Genomic DNA, 21,143 nt, shown 5'->3' with positions numbered 1-21,143 from the left:
AGGAGGTAAATTATGAAAAGATACGAAGGTAGTCCTGCTGTGGTTATTGAACGAAGAAAAGGTACACCTGACTCCCCTTTCTGCAAAATGAATGAGTCACTTGTTGTTACAGATGATGGAAAAGTTTTATTATCTGAAATTCCTAATGAATTAAATAAAGTTATAGTTACCTCTGACGAAGAAATTACTTGGTTTGAAATAAAAGATGGAAAAATTCCTGAGAATGGATTTAAGGTTGACTACATAAACAAACTTGTAACTTTTAATACAATTCATGTAGGAAAACAACTGCATTTTAAATATTTAGGAGAAGGAAATCATTTTTATAGCCCTCACTCTATTTATACAAAATTAGAAGAAGATACTGTTATTGAAACCCTCGGAGATATTGTTGAAGGTGGTAAAAATGCATTAGATGCACTTGGAGCTTTGAATGAAAAACTAGATGAAGTTACACAAGCAACAAATAATGCTATTACTGCAACAAATGACACTAAGGATGTCATTTATAGAGGCGAACAAGTCATTGTAGACGCTAATTCAAAGGTAAATAAGCTAGATGATAAAATCGTAATACTGGATGATAAACTACTTACTACTGATACAAAACTAAATGAAGTAAATGAGGCTTTATTAGAAGTTGATAATACTATCAAAACTGCTAACCAATCTATTAGCAATATTAATAGTGCTATTGATGAAGCTGTTCAAACTACTGCTAATGCACAATTATTGATTAATGAAGCTAGATCTGTTGGTGATTTTGTTATATCTAAACAGTATAAGAAAAACAACACTGTTCTTAGCAATGGTTCTACTTGGATTGCATTACAAGATACAATTAATAATCCCCTTCCTATTTTACCTATTAGAGAAAATACATATTGGAGATTAGTTGCTCAGAGAGGTATAGATGGAACAGGTTCCGTAGCTACAGTGAACGGAGTTTCACCAGATGTTGACGGTAATGTTCCCCTATCTGCTCAAGATATTGGCGCTATAACACAATCAGAACTGAATAACTCAGAGAACACCCTCCTTTCTTTTATTAATGAACATGGGATTGGAACTTCTAGTGCTAAAGATATTACGCCTCCATCAGAATTATTTAATTTAAGTGAATCAGGATTCTACAATGTTATTCATCAAAAAGGCGACAATACAATGCCAGATGAAACAGAAGACTACCATACATACGTTGGTTACAGTAAAAAAAATGACGAAGTTACTGAGTTTTACTTTGCTATATCTAAATCTACTGGTAAAACTTACACTCGATCACGTACAAAAGTTTTAAATGTAATTATCAATGATTCTAGTTGGATTGAAGGCGGAGGGTTAGGGAATGGTACTGGCGGTGGTTTTACTAAAGCAATTCCCTATTTCTTGCCTACTACAGTAGAAAATCAAAAATCATGGAAATTGCCTACTAATTCTTATGATGCCTATAATGACAGTATTATTGTGTTTCACAATGTAGTTTATCTACCATCGGATTCATGGAATATTTCAGGAGATAAATTAAATGGATATATGTTGAATATACCTGATAATCCCATGGTATTGATTGAAGACAATCATGTTAATATTATTATTTTAAAAAATCTACCTACTGATGGTACTGAACGCTTCAGTGGTAATTTGTTAGAAGATGGAACGATTACAATAGAAAAGCTTTCTCAAGAAGTGCAGGAAGTCATTAAATCAGGTGGTGGCTTAGGTAATGCTTATTTTAATGCCTATACACTACCCACAACTATTGAGTCTCAAAAATCATGGGACGTTCCTGTAGACACTTATGATGCAGAGACAGACACGATGTTGCTGTATCACAATACAGGGCTTTTAGATAAAGAGTCTTGGACATTGACAGGTGATGCAGCTACAGGCTATCAGGTGAGTATTCCTGATAATCCTGAAACTACTATCGAAGATAACAATGTTATTATCGTTGTCTTACGCAACCTACCCTCAATCCCTGATGGTACAGACATTTCAGGGATACGATTAACCAATGGCTCAGTAGGTCTATCTAAGTTAGGTCAAGACGTTCAGAACGCTATTAATAATGCAAGTGGTGATGGTGTTAAACAATGGGCGAAAGATCACGGTTTAGGTGATTTCCTTAAAACTTTAAAGTTTGATGAAATAGTATTATTAAATGAGGCTGGAACTTATTATGTAGATTATGATGTGAACGGAACTATTCCAGATCTACCAGATTATCATAATAAAGGTAATGTATTTGTAGAACTCGAAGTCATTTTAGTTGAGAATATTGTAATTAAAACAATGATTATTAAAGGTGCTACTACATTTCTACCTAACCCTATATACAAGACAACATGGTATTTTGATGAAAATGGTAACATTACTGAAAAGGGCGAATGGACTAAAGTTTTAGACAGCACCGATATAGTCAACGACTTTACAACAGGCGGAGCTACTAAGGCAGCCTCTGCTGAAACTGTGAAAATTTTAAAGACTGAAACGGACAAAAAGATGCAAAAGAATACTCTTGACAGCACTAATGTTATGACTAATTTGAGTAGGTATCAATTCACTAAAAACTTTGGAGAGACTGTGTTTGATCGTAATGACGTATCAGAGGCTGTAGAACTGATAATACCTTTTGCAAACGCATTTTCAGGTACAGTGGAGTTGAAGTTAGCTAGCACATACGCTAACAGTAATGCGTCTGGTGGAGCATTTATCATTTTCAATTTATGTTTAACACCTGAAGGTACTTTAATCTATCAGGATATGAATATTGTCTCAATGGCTCCTACTTTTGCAGAAAACTTCTACGTAGGTGAATTAGTTTCTGTGGCAGGTAGTAAAGCCTTTGTAATACCTATTTATAAGAGGAAGATTAACAACCCCTTAACCGTTGAAGCATCATTCAGAATAAGTGGTAGAGGTTTGAACACTGAAGATACTACAAAGATCATACTAGGAGGCGTCTATCCTCTAAGTTCAATCATTTCTAACCCAATACAACAGTCGATTTTTACACATGTAGGTAATAGTAAAGACGGATTGTCAGTCGCTATTACTGGTAAAGGTGTACCGACTGACAAAAACGCACCGTTTAGCACGATGATTGCTAATATCAACGCTATTAAAACAGGTATTCCTTATTATTCAGGTACTGTAAATTCTTCAACAAATGCTATTCAGTATTATTATGCTGATGGTACTTTATCGTATCAATTCCCTAGAGTTAGTGTCACTTTTGGGTTTAAACCGCAAATTGTAGAAGTGTGGCAAACAAATGGTACTAACATTTGGACGTCAACGTATTTTGCAGAACAGTTAAACGGTATACCTGACACTACTAAGATAGCATTTTGGAATAAAAATACCGTTCCAGTTTCAACGTTTAATGTAAAAACTCCTATATCGAATTCAAGTAATTCATGGACTTTAGATATTCCAGTTCAAAACTCAAATTCTACGTTTATGGTTAGGGCTTTCGGTAGCTCATAAGGAGGGAAATTCTATGACAGTTTATCATTTAGGGAACAGAGTATTTTACGACTCTAAAACAGGTGTAAAACTATGGGAAACAGGTCAGGTTGATTATGTAGACTTAGAAGTGAAGTCCTATTACCCTATGAAGTATTTCATAGCTTCAATCAATCCTGAAACGAAAGAGCCTGTTTTCTAGGCGTATCCTACACAGCCAACAGAAGTGCCACTTCGCATTAAACAATTAGAAGAAGATAATCTTTTATTAGACAGATGCAAATAATAGTGTCATTTTATTTAAGCTCTTCTCATATTTAGTAGCGCGTTATTAAAGGAGTTGATGATGTGTATAATGGTAATAAAATTACTTATGATAATTTAAATGAAAGTACAAAACAGAAATTCACAAATTTAGAAAATCAAATTGCTGAAAAGGCTGACACTAATGATGTGAAAATAGTAAGTGATAATTTAAATACATTACAGTCTGAAGTTACTGAACAATTGACAGTAATGAATCCTAAAATTGATAACTCATGGCAAAGAAACAAAGAAAATAACGTAACAATCAGTAACATGGGTAACTTTACAGCAGAAAAGGTATTACTTGTCAATCAATCAGACTGGAAGAATACAGGTAACGTTGAACAATTAGATATAGTTATTCCTGTAGGTAGTGGTTTTTCAGGATTAATAAGAGCTACTTACACATCCTATTGGGGCGGTTCAGAATCCAACGGTGGAGCTACTGTATTATATAGGATAGCTAATTACGTGGGTCAAGGAGAAAAACTTAACGACTATGTACTAGAAACAGTAACACCTGCATTTGCTAAAGACTTTTATATACACAAACCGTATATAAATCCTGAAAACGGTACTATTGCTTTAATGTTAAACCGATCTCCAGCCGCAAACAATCCTTTTATTATTAAGTTAGAATTTCAAGGATATACATTCTCTAATAAAAGTGCTTTCCAAGTGTTGAATGAAGCACATATAACTGTTTGGGATAAAGGTGATCCTACAGCTAACGGATACCCGTGGACACCACAGACAAGTAGAATACCTACAGGTGCAGATTTAGATAAGTGGAACTCCACGAATAGTAGTCTGTTTTCACGTTTTGCTGATGCATGTGTTGGCGTCTCTGATTGGAACACTCTTACAAAGAACGGTATGTACATGGGCGGTGAAAACACTCCTAATGCACCTACAACTACATGGCATATGGGGTTCAACATAGTTCATAACGAGCTATGGATAGTTCAAAAGGTCATTTCCTTTGCAGGTAATGGCGATAACAGAGAGTACGAAAGAAGAAAAATTGATGGTACATGGGGTGCGTGGGTTGAGATTTCCCCTATTTTGCTTTTTCAATCTGTAAGTAATGGTAAATCTCAAGTCGCAAACGCCATTACCCAAAAAGGTGTGCCAACATCGGCAACAACAGAGTTTGCGACGATGGCTGCTAATATTGGTAAGGTTAGTACAGGTAAGAAATTTGCAGAAGGTGACGCATATTCTGTGACTAATCGACCTGGTTATGTAGGGAGTTTTATTAGATTAACAGGATTGGGGTTTCAGCCACGTACAGTATTATGTAAGCGCAGGAACTATGATTGGTGGTCAGTCTATGCAGAAATCGGTGTGGTAGGTAATGACCTTAAATTTTATAAAGGAATGTACAATACTGTATATTCAGCAGGTGGTAGCGCATGGGATGGTAGTTCTTTCTGGTTACAAACAGACGACAATGGCAGTGTATTATATGAGTATCAAGCGTATGAATAGGATGTGAAATAATGAATCAAGTAGGGTGTAGAATAATATTCGACCAAGACGGTGAAATCATACACATCTTGGGTGAGATGAGGGGTAATGTGCTAGAACGCAAAGAAATAAAAAAACTAAGTAGCATCGACCTAAAGTATGGCGCTATTGATTTTAAAAAACATAAAATTTTTAGCGTTGATATAGAAACACAGGAGCCTGTGCTTGAGGAAATTAATACAGAAACAGAGGAACAAAGACGCATCCGTGAATTAGAGGATACTTTATTATTGCAAACAGATACAGAAATTGGAGGGATATTATAATGGTAAATCAAGTAGTGGTAAAAATTGCGGCTGTACGTATTTTAAATGGTGGTCTTAATCCAAAAACTGAAAAAGTGTATGTTATTGATGACATCACAAATCAAGATTACCGTGTTGCTGTCGATGATTATATCCTAGCAAATACTGTAGGCGTATAAAACAAGTGTCCTAACTTAATAGGATGCTTTTTATTTTGCATGAAAGGAGAATAATACATTGACTTATAAAGGAAATCAAACAACGTGGGATAAGCTGTCCCCATCCTTGCAACAGAAAATAGATACAGATTTATCAGGGATAAGGCAAACAGTCACAAACAATAAAACAGAAGTTACTGAACATTTGGCTAAAATTGCAACTACTGAAAATTTAGGTCATATCAAGCCAGATGGTAAGACAATTAAAGTTGACCCAGCAACTGGCATAGCGTCTGCAGTGGCGTCCACTTCATACTACGTCGAAGCTAGACAGACTGCTGGAACTACAACATATGATGTGAACATCCCAGATGTGACAGCATATAAACCTGGACTTACAATATTATTAAAATTATTGGAGAACAATAAACAAGGTGCGGCTAGCCTAAATATCAATGGCATGGGTGTAAAAAGTTTTATATTCCAAACATATGCAGCTGCGGTCCAAAACGCTGGTGAATTACAGGGTGGTCGTGTATATCAACTGGTATATGACGGTCTATATTTCACAGTAATAGGCGTCCAATGGGTTTCCTCGTACGAGGGTGGAACAGATTTGGCGAACAATCCATATATTCTCCCATCATATGGTGCTGTTGGTAAGGTAGATGCCAAAGTTGCGGCATTGCAGACGCAAGTTGATAGCAAATCAACCAAGGATGTATATACAATCAATATTCCATTAATATCTGGGTGGCAAGGGCTTGCACAGATAACGAGGGAAGACAATAACATGTTGACACTGTATTTAGATATCTATGGTGGCACTAGGACAGGTGGAACAAAAATAGGAACGATACCAGCTGGATATAGACCAGTTCAAACATATTCTATGTACTTCGGAGTTGTAACTACAGCATCTGGGTCTGTAAGTCCGCAAGGGGCAGTAATATCGATATATGGTAGTGGCGATATATATATAACATCGTCCAATATTCAACACAACATCTTTATTGCCTCATCATTCAAATAAGGGGTGATTTTCTTATGAGGACATTATATAAAATAGATGAAAATGGGTTTATGCTATATGGAGAAGAAATATTCCTACTGGAAGATGAACTAACTCCAGATGATGGAATATATGTAGGAAAACCACTGCCTACCAACGAATTGGGTCACCAGTTGCCATTCCAGAAAATAAAATGGGATGGTACACAGTGGATTGAAGGTGAAACAGAAGAAGAAAAAAACGAACGTGAAGCACAACAATTACTAGAATCATTAAAGCCTTCACCGAACGAAATTGCTAATGCAGAGCTAGAAATTAAGATAGTGACTATGCTTACAGAACTGGAGGTTATACAATGACAGAAGCACATCTTGAAGGATTGACATTAGTCCAAAAACGATTGGTTAAAGCTTATGCTACAAGTGTAATGGGAGAAGTTCGGACGGTTGCGGATGTTAAACCAACTAAGTTGCAACATTATGTAGAGTTAGAGATTTCAGAGCGTGAGATTTCTACATTAGTAAATGATTAAAAGTGTCATTTTATTTAAACTCTACTCATATTTGGTAGCATGTTTTTAAAGGAGTTGATGATGTGTATAATGGTAATAAAATTACTTATGGTAATTTAAATGAAAGTATGAAACAGAAATTCATAAATTTAGAAAATCAAGTTGCTGAAAAAGCTGATACTAATGATGTGAATATAATAAGTGATAATTTAACTACATTACAGTCTGAAGTTTCTGAACAATCAGAACAAATGAAACCTAAAATTGATAACTCATGGCAAAAAAGTACTTATAATGATACTAATATTACTAACTTAGGTGCCACATCAGTAGAGGTAGTGTACTACATTGACACTAATGACTGGTATACAATTAACACTGCGGAATTTTGGCAAGTAACTTTTCCTTTTACTAACTTCTCTGGAATTATTAAAGTTACTTACACTTCTGAGTGGGTTAACTCTAAGGCTGTTGGAGGTGCAATCGTAGTCCACAGCCTTCGTAAGTCAGGAAATACTATGACGTATTACGAAAAGAACATTCAAGTCATTTCAAATGATTTTGCAAAATTATATTTTATAAGAGACATCGTTCACAATGATACAGCTATAGCTATACCTATCTTTAAAGCTCCTGACGCAAAAAACCCAGTATCTATAAAAATTGAGATATGCGGTACTACTGGCAGCGATATGTTCCAAGCAGTAAGTCAAGCAACGCACGAAATTGTTGACACAGGTTCTGCAACTGAACTAGGCTATCCGTGGACTCCGCAGAGGGCATCATTTATAAAAGCGTCAGGTGACACGATGACAGGAGACTTAAAGATAAATAAAAGTATTCCTAAAGTTACTCTGACACCAACTTTAAGCACGCCTGATGCAACTAAATACTTTGAAATGTACTACAATGCAGCAGGAGCTAATAACTTTGGTGTTTCCCTTGACCTAGATCAAAAACCTGTGATGCAATTACTAGGTCAGAAAGACATTAGGTTCGTTGGACATGATAACGCTTGGTTTACAATTCAAGATTTAAAGTCCTCTGTCAGTGATGGAAAGACATTAGTGGCGAGTGCCATCTCTGACATGGATATTTATACCTCGCCAGTTGAAACGTTTCTGAATATGGCAAACAATATCCGTCTTATTCCTAAAGGTCGTAAAGAAGCTAGCGGGATTGCTTATGCTTCCAATGTTTCAGGGAGGGCAAGAATTATTGTGACAGGGCTATCATTCAATCCGACAGCTATATTCATATCTAAAGAAAACAATAATAATAACGAGTTTAAGTCTATATGGGCACCGTCGAATGTATTCTTCAGTAATAATGCTAACGCTTATATAAATTTTTTCACGTACAACGAAACAGGTAGTCTATTAGCTGCTAGTCCAGCATTTGTTTCCAACTATCTAGGCTTTGAAATGACTGTGTCTATGACATACAACAGTAGGTCAGAAGGTGCCTATCGTTGGTTCGCATTTGGATAATAAAGGAGGTAGCGAGCATATGAAGGTAGGTACACGGATTATATACGAAGAAAATAGTAAGAATGTCGTTACTGTTCTTCATCGTATGGAAGGAGATGCTTTAGAGAGGTCAAAAGAGCTGTTAGTGTTTGTTGACATTCCGTTTGATGAATTTGACCCGATAACTCACCTTATTAAAGGTATTGACAGTGACGGTAATGCCATCATTGAAACAATCTCTTTACAAGAAACAGATGAACAAAAACGTATTCGAGAACTTGAAGATACTTTATTGCTTCAAACAGACAATGAAATTGGAGGGATTTTATAATGAATACAGTTAATCAAGTAGGAGTAAAAATTGTAGCTGAACGTATTTTGAAAGGTGGTCTTAATCCAAAAACAGAAAAAGTGTATGTTATTGATGACATTACAAATCAAGATTATTGTATTGCTGTCGAGGATAATATCCTATTGGCTGAAGTAGGTATTTAAAAGCTCCATATCGTGCGATATGTATGAATGTGTGTTGATATCATCCTATGACAATATAGTGACTACATTGGCTGCAATGACACGACACAATATCACACTTGAAGCAGAAGTATATGAGGATGCAAGTATGCTGCTAAGCATGACATCAAAGTATCGCCATGGGTTAAGCAGCAAATGAAAGAGTTCATTGAAGATCAAAAGGAACTCGAAAGAATCAAAGAGGAAAGAAAGCGCCGTTAATGCGGTGCTTTTTTATTCTGATTTTTACTGAACATTTGTAGATAAAACGCTTTGCTGATAATTGCTGATATATCAACATTTATAGATATGTAGATACTGAGTTCCATATTGTTCAGTAAATAATGGAAAGTCTAATTTTAAAAAAAAGAAATTGAGCGTTATGTTAATTATAGTAAATTCAATCGAATCACTAGCAAAAGCTATTATTGAGAAATTAGAGGTTAAACCAGACTCTCTCGGTAATCCACTAGTATAAATAATGTTTGATTTAAGAATAGTCTAAAAGGTTTATAAAGCACATAAATTTTAATAAACCCTAAATTTCATTTTTGAGTAGGTGAGTTCATTCTCCCCTACTCTTTTATTATTTTAATAAAAGTTGGTGATACATTGGAGAATGAAAAAATTGGAGAACGATTAGCAAGTATAGAAACAGAGTTAAAAAATCAAGGTAATAAACTCACTAACTTAGAAAAAGATAAAGAGTTACTTTACCGCTTAACAATTGTATCTGAACAACAGCAAGAAATGAATAAAAATCAACAAATACAATTAAATAAAATGGATAAAACTTTTAATAACATAAATTTAAACCTAACTAAATTGAATTTGTCTCAGGATGAATTACAAAATAATGTAAAAAATATTAGTAACCGTGTTGATGGAATCGAGGAAGATTTAAAAACCGAAACAAGCAAGGGGACAATTTCATTCAATGAAATTATGTATAAGTATCTTATATGGTGGATTTTACTGCCAACAATAGTTTTAAGTGCATGGATATTATTTAAATTAGGTCTCTAAGAAAGGATTTGATCTTTATGAAAATCAATTGGAAAGTTCGCATCCATAATCCTCAATTTTGGATTACAGTCGGATTATCGATTATTACCCCCCTATTTGCCTACTACGGTATTACAGGCGCCGATTTAACCACCTGGTCGAGTGTAAAGACCCTACTCGTCAACGCCGCTTCAAATCCATATGTAATCGCCTTAATGGCTGTAAGTACATATAATGCCGTTTTAGATCCAACTACTGCTAGCTTAAGTGATTCATCACACGCTTTAATGTATAAAAAACCGAAACGAGATGATCAATAATGCTAGATTTTATTTGTCCAGTAAAAAATGCAAGATTAACGAGCAAATTTGGGTGGAGAAATATCGGATATGGCAATGAGTGGCATCAAGGTGTCGATCTTGCTTCAACAGGAAAAGTTCCAATTTACGCTAGTGCTGCTGGTGTAATAAGTCGCGCCCAGGTCTTAAGTAGCTATGGAAAAGTAGTGATGATTAAACATATCGTTAACGGCAAAACATACGAAACGAATTATGCACATTTAGACTCTTATTGTGTTCGTGTTGGTCAAAGTGTGAAGCAAGGCCAACAAATTGGGATAATGGGTAACAGTGGCAGAGCATTTGGTATACATCTGCATTATGAAATACATAACGGAAAATGGGATAAAGGCCAGCCAAATGCAATAGATCCTATGAAATATATTTCATTAACGAATGAAGCAAATACTAATTTAATTAGCAAAGGAGAGTTGACGATGTCACAATATACAGAATTACTGAATAAAATTAAAGAACTTGAAGAAACATTAAAAACAAAACAAGCTATTATTCCTTCTAGAAAAGCTGCTAAAATACATAATACTACATGGGAATGGTTAAGAAATAAAGGGATAACCGATGGCTCTAATCCTCAAAATTTCTTAACACGCGAACAATTTGCAACGATGCTCAAAAGATACCATGATTCATTAAACAAAAATTAAATTTTTCTTACTCCATACATAAATTTCTCTTCCATATAACATAAATTCATTTCCATCTAATAGAACCATGTTACAATAGTAAGGAATTCTGGCAACTAAGGAGATATAGCATGAAGCTCTCGACGATCTTAAATTTCTGTATTCTAGTATTTTTCACATTATTATTCGTTAATGATTTCTTCCCTGACACAACTATTGCAGCGGTTTTGACTAAAAAAATTATTCTTCTCATATTAGTCGTACTAGTTATCATACAGCTAGCCCAAGATAAAGGTAGATATAAAAGAATGTCTAAAAAGGCCTATATTGGCTTGACTCTGTATACAGTTGGGTTATGGATTGTTTTAACCTTGCTTGGTGGCCAGTCGCAAATCGGTTTATCGTTTACGAGCCCCCTTTTCTATATGATTGTTGTGTTGTTGGGGTTTGATTTACTTCGTATTTCACGCCAAGCCAAACGCGATCAAAATGAGGAAAAGTAAAGCACGGTTAGTGGTAACCGTCACTTTTATGGCTCAATCCGTCACTTTCTGATTTCTATCCGTCAATTTGAGGTTTCTATCCATCTATAACATAAAAAGCATGTCACCGACTGGCATTCCAATCGGTAGACATGCTTTTTTAGGATTCTAGTACATTTAAAATTTCATCCAACTCATGAACAGCTAAATCGAGGCGTTCCTTTGCCTCGATATTTTGTTGTTTTAAATGACTAAACTCTAATAAATTTTTCTCATGTTTTAATTTGATAGAAGATAACCGTTCAATTCGGGCTTCTACCTTTTCAATCGCTTGCTCACAGACTGTTGTCCAGAGCTTTTCAGAATGTTGCATTTCCGTTGTTGACGGGTTGTGTTGGCGCATAATTCGCGCAAAAACTACTTCAATTTGTTCGATTAATTCCGAATAAAAATGTCGCTCAACACGAGTAGTTTGGAATGTTGGATGCTCTACCTCTTTTGCATATGGGGTAATTTGACGTAAGAGCTTTCCAGCATTTTCTCCGAAGGCATGCGATAAATTTAGAACATTCATTAATTGCAATAATAAACGGATTTCTTCTAGATTAATCAGTTGTGAATCGATGCTTTCTTTTACTTTTAAGGATTCCATATAGCGGCGATCAAAATGTTCAATTTCGCCGTTGCGTTGCTCTACTAAATGTACACTTGCATTGTCTTTTAAGCTTTTTATATAGCGAATAGCATGGTTTTTTAGCTCTTCTGTTGACAGCAAGTTGTCATTGTCTTGTTGTGGTTTTTCTCGTTGAACATACGCAAATGCATCCATTTTTTTGGGCCATTTTGCTACTGGGGTTTCTTTTGAGTCATTATAGCGTATATAAATTCCGTGCATTCCATATCCTCCAAGTCCATAAACAAGTATCTCTAAAGACAATAAATCGAATACGGTATTTTTTCAAGTAAAAAACTTTTAATCAATGAAAATCCCTCTTTTATAAGAATAAATCAAAAATCCTGAATAGTCGATACTATTCAGGATTTTACTAGTTTTCATCACCAAAAAAATTTATCCTTTGACCAATTTAGTCCTTACGCGATTCGAAACATACTCCACCAGTAAAATAAGTACAACAAGCCCCAATAAAATGGCACCTACCTCTGACCATTTGTACGAGTTCATGGCGAAAATAAGTGGTGCACCGATTCCACCTGCTCCAACTAAGCCAAGTACTGTTGCATCTCGCAAATTCATATCGAAGCGATAGATCACAATAGATGAAAATAAAGCCGTGAGCTGTGGCCATATGCCAAAACGAATTTTCTCCATTAACGTACAACCAATAGCCTCCATCGACTCTAATATACTTTTATCTAAATCCTCAATAACATCCACATATAGTTTTGACAACATTCCTATGGAGGTTAAAGACATTGTCAATACACCCGCAAATGGTCCAGGACCTGTTACGCGAATGAACATCAGGCCATAAACTATGGCAGGTATTGTACGGATTATAATTAATAGAAAACGAACAATAAATGCAATAGGCTTTGGCACAATATTTGAAGCAGACAAAAAGGCTAAAGGAATGGCAAGCAACGCCCCTACAATCGTACCCAAAAACGCTATGGCCATTGTCTCAATTAATAAATATGGTATGCCCTCAGTTGTCACATTCACAACTAATGACCAATCAGGATTCAGCAATCCTACAAATATATTTTTTGCGATTTTCGCACCACTTGCCGAAACATTATCGAAATGAATTGCCGTTACAGACCAAATAAACAATAAACTAAGTATGATCATTGTCATGATGTATGACATGCGTCGATTTGGTTGTTGTTGTAATTGTTTTTCGATAGCATTCATAACATCACCTCTACATTAATTTTTTGCGGAAATATTCGCTAGTTGTTTCAATTAAAAAAACTGTACAGACAAGCATGAGAAGAATCATGCCCACATTCTCATAGCTTCTCCACCCTAAACTTTCATTAAGAAGCAGACCAATTCCCCCTGCTCCTACATACCCTAAAATGGACGCATAACGTACATTTCCCTCAAAGCAAAATAACGATGTCGATAAGTAATTAGGTAGTATTTGCGGCAAAATTGCATAACGAAATGCTTGAATGGTCGTGAGTCCCATTGAATGCATCGCCTCATATGCCTCCATATTGGCATTTTCTATTTGTTCGTATAATAGTTTCCCCACATATGCTATGGTAAATAAAAAAATCGCCACAGTACCAGCCATCGTTCCTAGCCCAAAAATAAACGTCGCAATAAGGGCGACAATCAAAGTCGGCATTGTCCGCAGCAGGCTTAGTATAAATTTGCTCACCATTGCAATTCCTTTATTTTTCGTGATATTAGTTGCTGCAAGTATGGCAATAGGTAAAGCAACTATAGCACCTGCTACAGAGCCAAATAAGGACATTTTAATCGTATCAAATAACGGTTGCCATAGCTTTGATAGATAGTCCCAGTTTGGTGGTATCATCTGTTGTAAGATGACAAAAAACTCTTGAATTCGGTTGACAAGAACCTCCAAGCTAAAGCCCGTTATACGAATAGAAAAAAAGAGTAATACAAGTATTATGAGCCACAAGATAGGCTGGATGGAACGTTTCTCCAACACTTCTTTTCCATTAGGCAATACTATTTTCTTCGGTGATAGTAGCTTCCATTGCATGTTCCGTTTCGCCTCTCTCTTGGTTCGTATTGTTATAGATGAATGCAAGCGTCTCCTCTGTTATTTCACTCGCTTGTCCATCAAATACAATTTCACCGCTGCGCACACCAATCACACGTGTAGCATAGGCTAATGCCAGATCGACGTGGTGAATGTTAATAATAATGGTCATGTTTAACTCTTGATTTATCCGTTTAAAATCCTCCATGACCTGTTTAGCTGTTACAGGGTCAAGTGATGCTACAGGCTCGTCCGCCAAAATGATTTGTGGATTTTGTGCTAGAGTACGAGCTAGCGCCACACGCTGTTGTTGTCCCCCAGATAACTGATCGACACGTACATAAGCCTTATCTAAAATTCCGACTTGGTCGAGCGCCATTAATGCTAGACGCTTCTCTTCTTGCGTAAATATGCCAAGGATTTTTCGCCAAACAGGCATATTCGGAACAAAAGATACAAGCACATTTTTCAAAACTGACACTCGTGTAACGAGGTTAAAAGATTGAAAAATCATCCCAATATTACGGCGTAGGTCGCGAATTCCCTTGCCCTTTAGTTGTTGCACGTCAACTTCATTGACACACAATGTCCCTTCAGTAATGTCATGCATTTTATTGATACAGCGCAATAACGTTGATTTCCCAGCACCCGATAAACCGATGATGGCAACGAACTCGCCCTGCTCAATTTGTAGATTAATTTGATTTAAGGCGAGAAAGCCATTTGGATAACGTTTTTCTACCTCTTTAAACTCAATCATTGAACCGCTCCATTTCTAGAAAACTATACTCTAATAAAAGAAGAATCTGCTTTCTGCGGGTAAACCGCAGGCCACGCAGATTCTTCACTACATTATTTCGAACCGAGGTTTTGCACTAATTCCTGTGCCTTACGCTCATTATCATAGTCACTATCTTTTGCTTCCTGATAGCCTTCATGACTATAGATAGCGATTACTTCTTTACCTTTATCTGTGTTGCCAATATTAATGAAGGCTTGCTGAACTGCCTTTTTTAAGTCATCCGTCATGATCTTGGAATTTTTACTCACGCTAATTGTGTCGTTATAAATGGCAGGCATTACCCCGATTAAATCTGTTTCATCCCAAATGGAAGCAGAGCGTCCGAATTCTCCTTGCCAGCTTTCCTCATAATCACGACGTGCGTCAGCATAAGTCACCAACACATCCGTTTGACCAGCAGCTAAACGTCCAAAAGCATTACCATACGAATCAGCTTGAACAACTTTCGCTAAATCAGGAATCGTCTTATCAAAATTCTCATGCAACCATAATGTAGGGTAAATATAGCCTGCTGGTGAAGAAGAAGACATAACGTTCCAAGTCACATTATTTAAATCTTCAAACGTTAATTTCTCACCATTATTCACTTTCGCTGCTAATGCTTTACCTTTTTCAGATGGTCCTGCCACTAAAATGGCTCTATAAGATGTAGCCTGTGTTGTTGTTGGTGCTGTTGGCTTATTTTTATTCCAATCCACTGGATTATCAGAATCATTGTTTAAGCCAGCACGTGTAGCTGTTAAAATCACTTCTGCACCATCATCATATAGCACGTATGTCCCTCCAGGAATTAAGCCAATATCTGTAGTACCTGCGGATAAGGCTTCCCCTACTGCTTCAAAATTAGTGCCTACTGTAATATCAATTTCACCTACATCAAAACCTAATTTCGCAAGCTCATCCTTTAGTAAACCTTTTAAGGGCTCTGTTGCCGTAATAATTTCATCTGGATTACGTGAAGGTACAAAACCAATCGATAGTTTATCTACAGACTCATTGCCACTTGCCTCCACATCTACCTTTTTATCTTCCTTTGATGTGTTTGACGCTTCATTTCCACATGCCATCAGGAACACAGCAAGCATGCATGTTAATGTTAAAAGTAGTAATTTCTTCAAAGTAATATCCTCCCTTTTTGAAATGCTTCCTCAGTATATACAGTAAATATTTTCCTAGTGTTAATAGCGCGTAAATAAATGTTTCTAGTTCGTAAAATAATATTTTGATATTGTAAATACGCTAACTCCACACGAAATTACTTTATATACTATGGATATACTAATGATCGGAGGATCTCTTATGTCTACCAAAACCATTCAAATACTTGCAACTAGTGATATTCACGGCTATATAATGCCCACCACTTTCAGAAATGATCGTAATGAAGCTCTCGGGTTGGCAAAACTCGCGACAATAATTGAAGAAAAACGGCTTGAAATGCCAACCATTTTAATTGATAATGGTGATTTTATTCAGGGGAGTCCTATGACCTTCTATCATCAAAAATTTCAAGCGCAGGAACCAAATCCTTTGATTCAGGTCGCCAATGAGCTTCAATATGATGCTATAGTATTCGGAAATCACGAATTTAATTATGGCCTTCAAACGCTTCAATCGGTGATTCATCAATCACAATTTCCATGGCTAGGAGCAAATATCGTTACCGAGGATGGTAAGCCATTTACAAAGCCATATATCATCAAAGAAATAGATGGCATTCGAATAGCCCTTTTAGGTGTGACAACACACTTTGTTACAAAGTGGGAGGAACCTCTACATATCACAGGGCTTCATTTTGAAGATGCCTTTTGGAGTGCTAGCTACTGGGCAAAATGGATTCGTGCCAATGAACAAATTGACGTTGTAATTCTTTGTTATCACGGCGGATTTGAACGTAATCTTGAAACTGGAGAATTACTTGAAGCTGAGGATGGAGAAAACCAAGGGTATCGCATGTGTACAGAAATAGAAGAAGTAGATATTATTATTTCTGGCCACCAACATCGTGAAATTAGCACAACCATCATGGGGAAAACAGTCATTCAACCTGGTACTAAGGGCGTTTGTATCGCTAAAATAGAGCTAGAAATTGAGTTGGATAATCAAAATAAGATCCAATCCATTGGGCATAAACCATCTCTCATTTATAGTTCAGAACATACGGTACCTCTTGCATCTGTTTGCCATATCATTTCACCTACCTATGAAAAAACCGAAGCATGGTTAGATGAAACAATCGGTATGATCCATGGAGATTTACAAATTGAAAATCCATTTCTAGCGCGCGTTCAGGAGCATCCATATATAGAATTTATTAACCGCATTCAAATGGCTGTGTCTGGGGCTTCCATTTCTTGTACAGCTCTTTTTCATGATGAACGAGGTGGCCTAAAGGAAGCGGTCACGATGCGTGACATTGTCACAAACTATATTTATGCTAATACATTAAAGGTACTTCGACTCTCAGGACAGGACATTTTACTTGCCCTTGAACAGTCAGCTAGCTATTTTACGGTCGAGACAGGTCAATTGCAGGTGGCAGAGTCTTTCCTTTTTCCAAAGGCACAACCTTATAATTATGATATGTGGGAAGGTATTGAGTATATCTTTGACATTTCAAAGCCTATTGGTGAACGTGTCACAAAACTTATGTATCGTGGTGTGGCTGTCAAAATGGATGAAGAATTCGATGTCGTGATGAGCAGCTATCGTGCCACCGGTGCAGGAAATTTTGATTTTTTAAGGAATCGATCTGTTGTAAAAGAGATTCAGATTGATATGACCGAGTTAATTGCCGATTATATATTAAAACATCCCACTATCCAACCAACATGTAATCATAATTGGCAAGTACAGTTCTAAAAAAAATCCGCCAAAACCTAACAGGAATTTGGCGGATTTTATAGTTATCTTAGTTTAAGAGTTTTGTCGTATGTCTTGAATACTTTTCCCTTCTGTAAATGCATGGATAGATGCAATGGAGCCTACCGATTTAAAATTTGCCTTGTCATAGACTTTGGCAACCTGATCGTTAATCGGCCATATCCAAAGATGCTCGAGCTTCTGATTCATTGACTGTTGTTGGATATGCTGCAACATATAGCCGATTAAACCACGTCCTCGATAACTTTCAATTGTTGCTACACTCTCGATCCTTCCTTGATTTCCTGACACAAAAATACTGGCCGAACAGCATGCCACCCCATCTAGTTTCAACAAATAGTACGTAAAGCTTGGCAAATGATAGGTTTGCTCAAATGCCTTTTTAATTAATGCTGGATCTCCAAAAGCTGAAATGCTCATTTCCACTGCCAAGGCTTCGTCCACATTCGCATCTGTTACGCGTTCAATTTGAATGGCTGATTGAGGTGGAAGTTTCGTAAATTCACCATTCCAACACTGGATTTCATTTACAAACTGCTCATATTGAAAGCCATGCATCCCTAAAGCCTCGATACATATTTGATTTTCCCCAAGATTGTATAAATATAACCGTGGGATAAGAGACTTAGATTGATAGAACACTTTCATTTCTCGTAAAAACAGATCAGGCTTTTCAATCTTTCGCCAAACATGCGCATGATTGGCATCATAATAGGTTGGGATCGCCTTATTGTAAAATAAAACTCCTTCTTCACATGCCTCCATCTCACTAAAACTCTTTATATAATCAATATCAAGTTGCACAATGCGTTCTAAATTAAGCATGTTCCGTTCCCTCTTCCATCCATTTTTCATATAATTCCCCTATTTGCTGTTCGAGCTTTTGTCGTTGTTCTTTAGCAAGTGAAGGTTCTTGTAGTTTTGCCTCTAATTTTTCAATTTGTTGTTCAATCGATAGCTCTTTTTTGACAGGTAGTATTTTAGGAGCTGGTTCATTTTCAACCACTTTTTTCTTCGAGAATTCCTGTCGCTTTTGTCTAGCCCACTCATAATCCCCTTCAAAAACATGAATGGTTTGATCCTCTATCCATGCTGTCTTTGTAAAAATCTTTTGTAAGAAATAGCGGTCATGTGACACACCAATAATGGTTCCTTCAAAGGATTCCAGCGTATCTTCCAGTACCTCTCTCGCTTCAATATCTAAATGATTGGTTGGTTCATCCAAAATCAGTACATTAATATCCTCATGCATTAATTGAGCTAATCGAAGACGCATCTTTTCCCCGCCGCTTAAATCCTTCACTTTTTTAAAGACATCATAACCATAGAACAAAAATCGTGCGAGTATATGACGGGCTTCAGCTTCAGACACGGGAACATTTTCACGAAAGGCATCAATTAGTCGGACAGCTGGATTTTTATGTTCAAACTGTTGAGATAGGTAGCCAAATTTCACATTACTACCCACATGGCAAACACCACGATTAGGAACGATTTCCCCTAGCATCATTTTTAGTAATGTTGATTTCCCACTACCATTACTCCCAACAATTGCAAGCCTTTCACCAAAGTAAACAGCTAGGTTACTGTCTTTCAATAAAGGTTTGTCATAGCCGTGGTGAATGTCTAGCAACTGCACTACCTCTTTACCACTGCGTTCAGCCATCGTTAAAGCAAGATTCATTTTCTTCTTTGTGAGAGGTTTTTTCACCCGTTCGATACGTGCTAATGCTTTTTCCATACTTTTTGCACGTCTATGCATAGAAGCATTTGGTGGATTCGCTTCGTTGGCCCATTGTTTTAAGCGTTTAATCGTTTCTTGCATTTTTTTAATTTTCTTTTGCTGCTCTTCATAATCAGAAAATTGTTGTTCAATCTTCGCCTCTTTTTGTGCCATAAATGCATCGTAATTACCGCTATACGTAAAGGCCTCTCCATCCTCAATTTCAATAATTTTATGCGCGACCTGATTCATGAAATGTCGGTCATGAGATACGACAATGACAATACCCTCAAAGTTGCGTACATAATTTTCAAGCCATTCGATTGCCTGCATATCAAGATGGTTCGTCGGTTCATCTAACAATAAAATGGATGGCTGGCTCAATAAAATTTGCCCCAGCATCACTTTCGTCTTTTCTCCACCACTTAAACTACTAAACGGTTGCGCCAACATCTCCGTAATACCAAGTCCATTAGCAATCATCGCCAACTGGGCTTCCACCTCATAGCCCCCTTGTAACATGAACTGCTCCTGTACTTGCCCATATTGCCATAAAATTTTATCCGTCACGGTTGACTGCATTTCTTGCTCAAGTACCATCATTTTAGCTTTTAATGCATAAATATCCGCAAAGGCTTCTTCTAATACTTTCTTTACTGAATGTTCCGGATAGTCTGGAATTTGGTGTAAATAGCCAATCGTGGCATCTTTACTTTTTATGATACGCCCCTGATCAGGCATATCTATGCCAGATAGTAGCTGCAATAAAGTTGTTTTACCACTACCATTTACGCCAACAATAGACACATGTTCGCCTCTATTTACCTCAAGCTGTAAATTCTCAAATAATATACGACCACCCATAATTTTTTGTATTTGCTCAGCTTTCATTTGCATCGTTTTTTCCTCCAATGAAACGCGCGAAAACATCTCTAAAACACAAAAAAGACTGCTTATTAACAAGCAGTCTTCTTCTCATAAAAATGTGTGAAAAAGAATGGTTAATTCGCTACGTTTGTTATTTGATTTTGCTTAAAAATGGACAGACCTATCCCGTTGTTCGCAAAATCGAAAGTAATTACACGTGCAAAATACATAGCTGTATCCACTTTTACACATGTTTTCGTAGCGTTTTTATTCATTCCTTTTCACCTCCGTTCATCATAGTTACATGTATGATACCACTTTTCAGATTATTTGGAAAGGGATAAATTTAACAGTCATTTTATTTTATAAATATACAAAACGGCATTCTAGTTATATACTAATAAAAAATATGAATCATTTACCAAATTATATGAATATTTAGGTGATTGGTAATGGGTTTTCACGGAGAATATGGATGTAGCAAA

The 21,143-nt window shown here is 36.5% G+C and carries 24 protein-coding genes; 16 read left to right on the top strand and 8 right to left on the bottom strand.

Annotated features, from left to right (window positions below):
* Positions 1–12: 12 nt before the first annotated feature.
* From AO843_RS03595 to AO843_RS03545, 15 genes are all read left to right on the top strand, one after another.
* Positions 13–3,489, top strand: a complete 3,477-nt coding sequence (locus AO843_RS03595; protein ID WP_054609793.1) for a hypothetical protein — start codon at positions 13–15, stop codon at positions 3,487–3,489.
* Between the two features lie 13 nt (positions 3,490–3,502).
* Positions 3,503–3,670 (top strand): hypothetical protein, encoded by a 168-nt coding sequence (locus AO843_RS24470; RefSeq protein ID WP_156313932.1) that lies wholly within the window; start codon positions 3,503–3,505, stop codon positions 3,668–3,670.
* A gap of 146 nt (positions 3,671–3,816) precedes the next feature.
* Positions 3,817–5,265 (top strand): pyocin knob domain-containing protein, encoded by a 1,449-nt coding sequence (locus tag AO843_RS03590; protein ID WP_054609792.1) that lies wholly within the window; start codon positions 3,817–3,819, stop codon positions 5,263–5,265.
* 11 nt (positions 5,266–5,276) lie between these two features.
* Positions 5,277–5,570: a hypothetical protein gene (locus AO843_RS03585; protein ID WP_054609791.1), complete on the top strand. Its 294-nt coding sequence runs from the start codon at positions 5,277–5,279 to the stop codon at positions 5,568–5,570.
* Positions 5,570–5,728, top strand: coding sequence for a hypothetical protein (locus AO843_RS24815; protein WP_197278864.1), 159 nt, complete (start codon positions 5,570–5,572; stop codon positions 5,726–5,728). The genes AO843_RS03585 and AO843_RS24815 overlap by 1 nt, the downstream gene beginning before the upstream one ends.
* Before the next feature lie 58 nt (positions 5,729–5,786).
* Entirely contained in the window at positions 5,787–6,740 is a 954-nt protein-coding gene (locus tag AO843_RS03580; RefSeq protein WP_054609790.1) for a hypothetical protein, read from the top strand.
* Between the two features lie 14 nt (positions 6,741–6,754).
* Positions 6,755–7,078: a hypothetical protein gene (locus AO843_RS03575; RefSeq protein ID WP_054609789.1), complete on the top strand. Its 324-nt coding sequence runs from the start codon at positions 6,755–6,757 to the stop codon at positions 7,076–7,078.
* Complete coding sequence (locus AO843_RS24465; RefSeq protein ID WP_156313931.1) at positions 7,075–7,251, top strand: hypothetical protein; 177 nt, start codon at positions 7,075–7,077, stop codon at positions 7,249–7,251. Before AO843_RS03575 ends, AO843_RS24465 begins: the two co-directional genes overlap by 4 nt.
* Before the next feature lie 62 nt (positions 7,252–7,313).
* Positions 7,314–8,720: a hypothetical protein gene (locus AO843_RS03570; RefSeq protein WP_054609788.1), complete on the top strand. Its 1,407-nt coding sequence runs from the start codon at positions 7,314–7,316 to the stop codon at positions 8,718–8,720.
* A gap of 19 nt (positions 8,721–8,739) precedes the next feature.
* Positions 8,740–9,030, top strand: a complete 291-nt coding sequence (locus AO843_RS03565) for a hypothetical protein (protein ID WP_054609787.1) — start codon at positions 8,740–8,742, stop codon at positions 9,028–9,030.
* Positions 9,030–9,194, top strand: a complete 165-nt coding sequence (locus AO843_RS24810) for a hypothetical protein (RefSeq protein WP_197278863.1) — start codon at positions 9,030–9,032, stop codon at positions 9,192–9,194. The genes AO843_RS03565 and AO843_RS24810 overlap by 1 nt, the downstream gene beginning before the upstream one ends.
* A 630-nt stretch (positions 9,195–9,824) precedes the next feature.
* Positions 9,825–10,238 (top strand): hypothetical protein, encoded by a 414-nt coding sequence (locus AO843_RS03560; RefSeq protein WP_054609786.1) that lies wholly within the window; start codon positions 9,825–9,827, stop codon positions 10,236–10,238.
* A 17-nt stretch (positions 10,239–10,255) separates the two neighbouring features.
* Positions 10,256–10,537 (top strand): phage holin, encoded by a 282-nt coding sequence (locus AO843_RS03555; protein WP_054609785.1) that lies wholly within the window; start codon positions 10,256–10,258, stop codon positions 10,535–10,537.
* Positions 10,537–11,220: a M23 family metallopeptidase gene (locus AO843_RS03550; RefSeq protein WP_054609784.1), complete on the top strand. Its 684-nt coding sequence runs from the start codon at positions 10,537–10,539 to the stop codon at positions 11,218–11,220. The genes AO843_RS03555 and AO843_RS03550 overlap by 1 nt, the downstream gene beginning before the upstream one ends.
* Before the next feature lie 110 nt (positions 11,221–11,330).
* A complete protein-coding gene (locus tag AO843_RS03545) occupies positions 11,331–11,702 on the top strand; it encodes a hypothetical protein (RefSeq protein WP_054609783.1) in 372 nt (123 codons plus the stop codon).
* Positions 11,703–11,841: 139 nt separating this feature from the next.
* Here AO843_RS03545 and AO843_RS03540 read toward each other — a convergent pair whose 3' ends face one another.
* The 5 genes from AO843_RS03540 to AO843_RS03520 all read right to left on the bottom strand — a co-directional run bounded on the left by AO843_RS03540 (position 11,842) and on the right by AO843_RS03520 (position 16,270).
* Positions 11,842–12,576: a hypothetical protein gene (locus tag AO843_RS03540; protein WP_054609782.1), complete on the bottom strand. Its 735-nt coding sequence runs from the start codon at positions 12,574–12,576 to the stop codon at positions 11,842–11,844.
* A gap of 174 nt (positions 12,577–12,750) precedes the next feature.
* Complete coding sequence (phnE, locus tag AO843_RS03535; RefSeq protein WP_054609781.1) at positions 12,751–13,557, bottom strand: phosphonate ABC transporter, permease protein PhnE; 807 nt, start codon at positions 13,555–13,557, stop codon at positions 12,751–12,753.
* A gap of 10 nt (positions 13,558–13,567) precedes the next feature.
* Entirely contained in the window at positions 13,568–14,383 is an 816-nt protein-coding gene (gene phnE, locus AO843_RS03530; RefSeq protein ID WP_054609780.1) for a phosphonate ABC transporter, permease protein PhnE, read from the bottom strand.
* Complete coding sequence (phnC, locus tag AO843_RS03525; RefSeq protein WP_054609779.1) at positions 14,340–15,143, bottom strand: phosphonate ABC transporter ATP-binding protein; 804 nt, start codon at positions 15,141–15,143, stop codon at positions 14,340–14,342. The genes phnE (AO843_RS03530) and phnC overlap by 44 nt, the downstream gene beginning before the upstream one ends.
* A gap of 92 nt (positions 15,144–15,235) precedes the next feature.
* Positions 15,236–16,270: a phosphate/phosphite/phosphonate ABC transporter substrate-binding protein gene (locus tag AO843_RS03520; RefSeq protein ID WP_054609873.1), complete on the bottom strand. Its 1,035-nt coding sequence runs from the start codon at positions 16,268–16,270 to the stop codon at positions 15,236–15,238.
* 214 nt (positions 16,271–16,484) lie between these two features.
* On the opposite strand from AO843_RS03520, the gene AO843_RS03515 reads away from it, so the two are divergent.
* On the top strand, positions 16,485–18,047 hold the full coding sequence (locus AO843_RS03515; RefSeq protein WP_231630055.1) for a bifunctional metallophosphatase/5'-nucleotidase: 1,563 nt from the start codon (positions 16,485–16,487) through the stop codon (positions 18,045–18,047).
* A gap of 54 nt (positions 18,048–18,101) precedes the next feature.
* Here the strand turns inward: AO843_RS03515 and AO843_RS03510 are convergent, their stop codons facing one another.
* The 3 genes from AO843_RS03510 to AO843_RS24805 all read right to left on the bottom strand — a co-directional run bounded on the left by AO843_RS03510 (position 18,102) and on the right by AO843_RS24805 (position 20,933).
* Entirely contained in the window at positions 18,102–18,893 is a 792-nt protein-coding gene (locus AO843_RS03510; RefSeq protein ID WP_054609777.1) for a GNAT family N-acetyltransferase, read from the bottom strand.
* Entirely contained in the window at positions 18,886–20,688 is a 1,803-nt protein-coding gene (gene abc-f / locus AO843_RS03505) for a ribosomal protection-like ABC-F family protein (RefSeq protein WP_054609776.1), read from the bottom strand. Before abc-f ends, AO843_RS03510 begins: the two co-directional genes overlap by 8 nt.
* 104 nt (positions 20,689–20,792) lie before the next feature.
* On the bottom strand, positions 20,793–20,933 hold the full coding sequence (locus AO843_RS24805) for an RAxF-45 family protein (protein WP_004232534.1): 141 nt from the start codon (positions 20,931–20,933) through the stop codon (positions 20,793–20,795).
* Positions 20,934–21,143: the final 210 nt, after the last annotated feature.

This window comes from Lysinibacillus sp. ZYM-1 (genome assembly GCF_001308875.1).
In the GTDB taxonomy this organism is placed as follows: Bacteria; Bacillota; Bacilli; order Bacillales_A; family Planococcaceae; genus Lysinibacillus.
The sequence above is the reverse complement of the archived record's forward strand: the minus strand, read 5'-3'. Positions and strand labels throughout refer to the sequence as shown.

Bases quoted from the DNA above. Each gene is read 5' to 3' on its own strand.
- AO843_RS03595 (WP_054609793.1), top strand. From the start codon at position 13: ATGAAAAGATACGAAGGTAGTCCTGCTGTGGTTATTGAACGAAGAAAA.
- AO843_RS24470 (WP_156313932.1), top strand. From the start codon at position 3,503: ATGACAGTTTATCATTTAGGGAACAGAGTATTTTACGACTCTAAAACA.
- AO843_RS03585 (WP_054609791.1), top strand. From the start codon at position 5,277: ATGAATCAAGTAGGGTGTAGAATAATATTCGACCAAGACGGTGAAATC.
- AO843_RS24815 (WP_197278864.1), top strand. From the start codon at position 5,570: ATGGTAAATCAAGTAGTGGTAAAAATTGCGGCTGTACGTATTTTAAAT.
- AO843_RS03575 (WP_054609789.1), top strand. From the start codon at position 6,755: ATGAGGACATTATATAAAATAGATGAAAATGGGTTTATGCTATATGGA.
- AO843_RS24465 (WP_156313931.1), top strand. From the start codon at position 7,075: ATGACAGAAGCACATCTTGAAGGATTGACATTAGTCCAAAAACGATTG.
- AO843_RS03565 (WP_054609787.1), top strand. From the start codon at position 8,740: ATGAAGGTAGGTACACGGATTATATACGAAGAAAATAGTAAGAATGTC.
- AO843_RS24810 (WP_197278863.1), top strand. From the start codon at position 9,030: ATGAATACAGTTAATCAAGTAGGAGTAAAAATTGTAGCTGAACGTATT.
- AO843_RS03555 (WP_054609785.1), top strand. From the start codon at position 10,256: ATGAAAATCAATTGGAAAGTTCGCATCCATAATCCTCAATTTTGGATT.
- AO843_RS03550 (WP_054609784.1), top strand. From the start codon at position 10,537: ATGCTAGATTTTATTTGTCCAGTAAAAAATGCAAGATTAACGAGCAAA.
- AO843_RS03545 (WP_054609783.1), top strand. From the start codon at position 11,331: ATGAAGCTCTCGACGATCTTAAATTTCTGTATTCTAGTATTTTTCACA.
- AO843_RS03540 (WP_054609782.1), bottom strand. From the start codon at position 12,576: ATGCACGGAATTTATATACGCTATAATGACTCAAAAGAAACCCCAGTA.
- phnE (WP_054609781.1), bottom strand. From the start codon at position 13,557: ATGAATGCTATCGAAAAACAATTACAACAACAACCAAATCGACGCATG.
- phnE (WP_054609780.1), bottom strand. From the start codon at position 14,383: ATGCAATGGAAGCTACTATCACCGAAGAAAATAGTATTGCCTAATGGA.
- phnC (WP_054609779.1), bottom strand. From the start codon at position 15,143: ATGATTGAGTTTAAAGAGGTAGAAAAACGTTATCCAAATGGCTTTCTC.
- AO843_RS03520 (WP_054609873.1), bottom strand. From the start codon at position 16,270: ATGCTTGCTGTGTTCCTGATGGCATGTGGAAATGAAGCGTCAAACACA.
- AO843_RS03515 (WP_231630055.1), top strand. From the start codon at position 16,485: ATGTCTACCAAAACCATTCAAATACTTGCAACTAGTGATATTCACGGC.
- AO843_RS03510 (WP_054609777.1), bottom strand. From the start codon at position 18,893: ATGCTTAATTTAGAACGCATTGTGCAACTTGATATTGATTATATAAAG.
- abc-f (WP_054609776.1), bottom strand. From the start codon at position 20,688: ATGCAAATGAAAGCTGAGCAAATACAAAAAATTATGGGTGGTCGTATA.
- AO843_RS24805 (WP_004232534.1), bottom strand. From the start codon at position 20,933: ATGAATAAAAACGCTACGAAAACATGTGTAAAAGTGGATACAGCTATG.